We start from the raw sequence: 4,271 nt of genomic DNA on the forward strand, positions 1-4,271 counted from the left end.
ACGCGCCATGAGCGCTTAACGAACGGGCGATATATCTCATACTGGCTCGCGTCCGCGTGTATGTTGACTTCCTGGTGAGGGTGCCGCCCAAAGTAGTATGTAGGAACGTCCCCTGCGATAACTACCATCGGGATCGAATTAAGGCCGGCCTCCGCAACTCCAGTTGTCGCGTTTGTCAGCCCGGGCCCTAGGTGTGTCATCACAACTCCCGGGACCTTGCAGCCCTTTCCGCGGGCATATCCATCTGCAGCGTGCGCAGCGATCTGTTCGTGCCTCACAGATATGTACTGAATTTTGCTCTCTTTCAGTGCATCGAGAAATCCAATAACCGTGTGTCCGCAGAGCCCAAAAATTTTCTCAACACCGCGAGCTTCAAGAAACTTAACAAGCTGATACGCAACTAGATCTTTCTGCATTACCGCACCTCCATATGATTTATTTATGTAATAAGAGAAAAGGTTGTTTCCTGAAATTGGGCAATATTTTCCGTTTAATGGAATTTTAATCTGATTAACGGAAACATATATACAATAATGAACTTCGTGCGACTTGTCAAGATACCATTTTATAAAACTTTTTCCCATTGGCCGGAAAAGTATGGTTTCTCTTTTAAGAGTTTGCGTTTTTACAAAAATTACGACGGATATAAGTCTGTAATAATATTTACCTTATCAGGCAAAAGCTGTATTTGGATGAACAAACACAGCTCAACTTACACCCATCAGAATAAAGCTGAAGGTCATGCAGATGATACTCAAAAGGATGGAAACAGATCCGGCCAGGCTTGCGGATGCATGATCACCTCCGCATTTTTCAGTGAATATCGGAGCAAGGGCGGATATCGGAGAAAAGACTACAATAGCAAGAACCTGACGGATCTCAAGAGAAAAAGGGGTGTAGCGGTAAAACAGCACTGCCAAAACAACAGCCGTGCCATATCTGAACAAAAGCATACCGGCGATGGACCTTACCTGCTTTTTTAAGTTAGATATGTCTATCATCATCCCAATCATCAGCATAGAAACAAAGAAATTGGCGCTGCCTATCGGAGCTGCAAAACCAAGAAGCCAGCCAGGAACTCTAAGGTCAAGAAATGTCCATATCAGGGCCGCGATATAAATATCAAACGGAACCGATGAAGTCAGCGTCCTGAATATCGTCCCGGGCGTTGTCTTTGCTCCTCCGTTTTTTAGAAGGAGAGAAGATACTATGGCATATGTTCCGCCGGCCGTAAGTATCGAATTGCCGATGTCAAACATGCAAGCGACGATCATAGCATATGCCCCGAGGATACTACCCACGTACGGAAGCGTGAAGACACCGATCAGATACCCCGGAGTACAGAATATCGGCAGAATCCGTTCTTTTGTCTCCTTTTTTCTCGTAATAAACCATGCGGCCGCCAAAAGCAGTAAGTTGCAAAGCATTCCAAGCAACACAACAACAAAAAGCGCGCTATCCTGTTTGAATGTTGCAAAACTGGTGATTATTGCAGCAGGCAGAGTTATGTTCATGCTCATGACTGCTGTAATTTTGTAATCATCTTTTTTGAAAACACCAATGTACTTAAAAACATACCCTATTGCGATAATTATCAGGGCGGCCAGTGCTTTTTGTGTTGCTGTATTCATCCGTATCCTCCAGTCCGGAAATCCACGGAGAGCAGAAAAAAACTGCCGTGCTCCATCTTATTTATTTTCCTTGTATCGCAATTTATTTTAGAAAGCTCAGCATTTCAGTTCGGTGAGAAATTTTTCCGCAGCCTCGGCCATTACATCAGCAGGTGCATCTTTCCCAGTCCAGATCCTGATTGCCTCTATTCCCTGGTAAACAAGCATCCATAAACCGCCAAGCGTTTTGCATCCGCGTGCCGCCGCCTCACGAAGAAGGCGCGTCTCTCTGGGGTTGTATACAACGTCAAAGACTGCATGGCCTGGCTTAAGAAGGGATGTATCAAAGGCGACCGTGTCCTCATGCGGAGTCATTCCCAAAGGAGTGGCATGGAGTACAAAATCTGCCTGTTTCAGCGCCTCAGCTACGGCTTCATGGCTAAGCACAGACGCAGCAGAGATTCCTGGACAGCACGAATTCATATCTGCCGAAAGTCTTTCCGCCATTTCAATTTCCTCTGCACGATTAAGTATTATAAACTCCTTCGTTCCGGCCATCGCAAGGGCAAAAGTTACGCCTCTTGCGGCTCCGCCGGCGCCAATGACAAGACACTTTTTGCCTTTAGGATCAAAACCCGCTTTTTCCTTTATGGCACGCACGAAACCCGAACCATCAGTGTTATATCCGATTTTTCTGCCACCTCTGAAGAGTATGGTATTGACAGCCCCACAACTCTGCGCTGATTCATCCAGCTCATCCATAAGCGGCAGTACGGTCTGTTTATGCGGAAGAGTAACATTGCATCCCATAAAATTCAGCAGTTCCAGGCTCTTGACTGCAAGATCGACCCTGTCTGCAGGAATTTCCATGGGAATATAAATTGCATCGAGCCCCATTTGGTAATACGCGGCGCCGTGCATTGCAGCAGAGGCAGAATGCCCCAGAGGGTCGCCGATGAGCCCTGCTTTTTTTGTTTTGAGGCTTATTATGCGGAATGTGTTATTCATCATGTTCCTCCTCAGGATCAAACTCCATTTTCTCACTAAAAAACCATGCCTTCATTACTTTTGCAATTTTGTCTTTTGGCCGCGATCAGCAATATATTATATATTCACGCCGCATCCGTTATGAAAAGCAGGAAGTCCCAATTGTGCGGAACCTCCTGCCTCCTGACCTCATATGTGTCAGATGAAATTACTTCTTTGCTCCCGGTTTTGGTATATTGAAATCTGCAGGTGAAAATTTTGCCCCGCCTGATTCATACAGCAGCCAGCAGCTGACCGACTGGTTCTGCTTGATGTATTTGCGCGCCGCATCACCTGTGAGTCCAAGCTTCACCCCGCCCATGGTCTTTGCAAATTCATCAAACTTCGGATCTTTGTAAGCTTTCTCAAACGCGGCACGAAGTTTGTCAACTATTTCCTTAGGCGTATCCTTGCGGACGAACGCACCGAAAAATGCTCCCCACGGCAGATATTTTTTATATTCCTTGGGATATATCTCCATTACGGCAGGTACATCTTTCACACTTGATGATCTCTCTGTCGCTAGAAGTACAAGGCCTCTGACCGCACCTGAGTTGACAAACGAAGCGGCGGCCAGCAGCCCAACAGCAACAACGTCAATATGTCCGCCCATGAGAGCAGTTATAGCAGGGCCTTCTCCGTCGAACTGAACAAGGTTGAAGTTGGTCTTGTGGATCGCGTTGATCATTGATGTGGCAACAAAAGGAAGCCCTCCGGGTCCTGTTGAACCCATGTTCAGTTTCTTACCGGCTTTGACTGCCTCAATGAGAGATTTGTAATCCTTATACGGGGAATCCTTGGGCACAAGGACTATGCCGACGTTCGCCATGAAAAGCATAACAGGTTCAAAGTTATCATAGTCAATCTTGGAAAGTCCCGTAACTTTATACAAATTCGGGTTCTCAGCGCCAAAAAGAATACTGTATCCATCCGGCGGCAGATTCGCCACAAACGTAGCGGCGATCGCACCGGTTGCACCTGTTTTGTTCTGCATTATTATCGTCTTTCCAAGATATTTCCCAGCCGCAGGAGCAATAGCCCTTGCGACATTATCCAGAGCACCGCCTGCACCCCACATTATGTATCCCTGAATGTTCTTCTCAGGATATGCGGCAAATGCAGTACCAGCCATGACAAGCAACATAAGCAATGTTATGCATGTTTTCTTCATTACCATCCGCTTCCTCTCATTTCCTGATTTCCTGTAACCTATAGCTTTAGTGTTTATATAATCCCGCGCCACTTTTTATACGTTTTTGTCTGAGTAAAGAGCATAATAATTATCGACATGGTCAGGAAAAGGCTGATCGGATTTGTAAAGAATCCTGTGATAAAAGGCACCAACTGATTCTCAGCGGCCTGCATAGTCCTGCGGTAATTCGCATCAAGCATGGGACCCAGGATAATGCCTAGTACCATTGGTCCTGTTGCATAACCATAAAGCCTCATGAAATATCCCAAAATACCAAACCCGACCATGTAAAAGACATCAACGACACTGTTCTGGATCGCGTACGTTCCGATTACCGAAAGTATGATTACCACCGGCATTATGATATTTTTAGGGATTTCTATTATCTTTGAGAAAGGGCGTACGCTGCACATGCCAAGTACAAACAGGGCGATGTTTGCTAT

At 46.0% G+C, this 4,271-nt stretch carries 5 protein-coding genes; all 5 read right to left on the reverse strand.

What is annotated here, in order from left to right; translation table 11 throughout:
- Positions 1-416 (reverse strand): thiamine pyrophosphate-binding protein (locus tag LLF78_06725; protein ID MCE5202186.1); only part of this gene is annotated, 416 nt, incomplete at its 3' end.
- A 291-nt stretch (positions 417-707) separates the two neighbouring features.
- Complete coding sequence (locus LLF78_06730; GenBank protein ID MCE5202187.1) at positions 708-1,631, reverse strand: hypothetical protein; 924 nt, start codon at positions 1,629-1,631, stop codon at positions 708-710.
- 96 nt (positions 1,632-1,727) lie between these two features.
- A complete protein-coding gene (locus LLF78_06735; GenBank protein ID MCE5202188.1) occupies positions 1,728-2,618 on the reverse strand; it encodes a shikimate dehydrogenase in 891 nt (296 codons plus the stop codon).
- Positions 2,619-2,805: 187 nt separating this feature from the next.
- Positions 2,806-3,813 (reverse strand): tripartite tricarboxylate transporter substrate binding protein, encoded by a 1,008-nt coding sequence (locus tag LLF78_06740; protein MCE5202189.1) that lies wholly within the window; start codon positions 3,811-3,813, stop codon positions 2,806-2,808.
- 47 nt (positions 3,814-3,860) lie between these two features.
- Positions 3,861-4,271, reverse strand: a 411-nt coding sequence (locus LLF78_06745; GenBank protein MCE5202190.1) for a tripartite tricarboxylate transporter permease, incomplete at its 5' end; no start/stop codon positions are given.

Source organism: Synergistaceae bacterium (assembly GCA_021372895.1).
Classification (GTDB): domain Bacteria; phylum Synergistota; class Synergistia; order Synergistales; family Synergistaceae; genus JAJFTP01.